Origin of the sequence: Cloacibacillus sp., from assembly GCA_036655895.1 — a bacterium.
Classification (GTDB): domain Bacteria; phylum Synergistota; class Synergistia; order Synergistales; family Synergistaceae; genus JAVVPF01.
Genome location: JAVVPF010000155.1, coordinates 1 through 527, shown reverse-complemented (window position 1 = coordinate 527; position 527 = coordinate 1). Strand labels below are relative to the sequence as shown.

General features: G+C 41.6%; 1 rRNA gene. It reads right to left on the bottom strand.

Features of this window, described 5'->3' with window-relative positions:
- Window positions 1-294, bottom strand: a 16S ribosomal RNA gene (locus tag RRY12_13420); the annotation flags it as partial.
- Window positions 295-527: the final 233 nt, after the last annotated feature.

The following is a 527-nucleotide window of genomic DNA, read 5'->3' as shown; positions in this document are numbered from 1 at the left end:
CTCAGGTCGGCTACGCATCGTCGCCTTGGTGGGCCGTTACCTCACCAACTAGCTAATGCGCCGCGGGTCCATCTTATAGCGGATTACTCCTTTGATGTTAGTACCATGCGATACAAACATTTTATGCGGTATTAATCTTCCTTTCGGAAGGCTATCCCCCTCTATAAGGCAGGTTACCCACGTGTTACTCACCCGTCCGCCGCTAATCCACCCCGAAGGGCTTCATCGCTCGACTTGCATGTGTTAGGCACGCCGCCAGCGTTCGTCCTGAGCCAGGATCAAACTCTCAATTTAAAAAGTTTGAGCTATGCTCGTTTTTCGCTGACTTGTTAAGTCATTTTTTTGATAGATTTCTCTATCGTCGATAGATTACTCTATCGGAATTAACTGGTTTTACCTTTTTCTCTGTTTAATTTTCAAAGACCATTTGTTTTTGTTTCATCAATCAACCGACTGACTACTTTTTAAATTTTATCATCATCATTTCATAATGTCAACAACTTTTTTTATTTTTTTAAACTTTCATA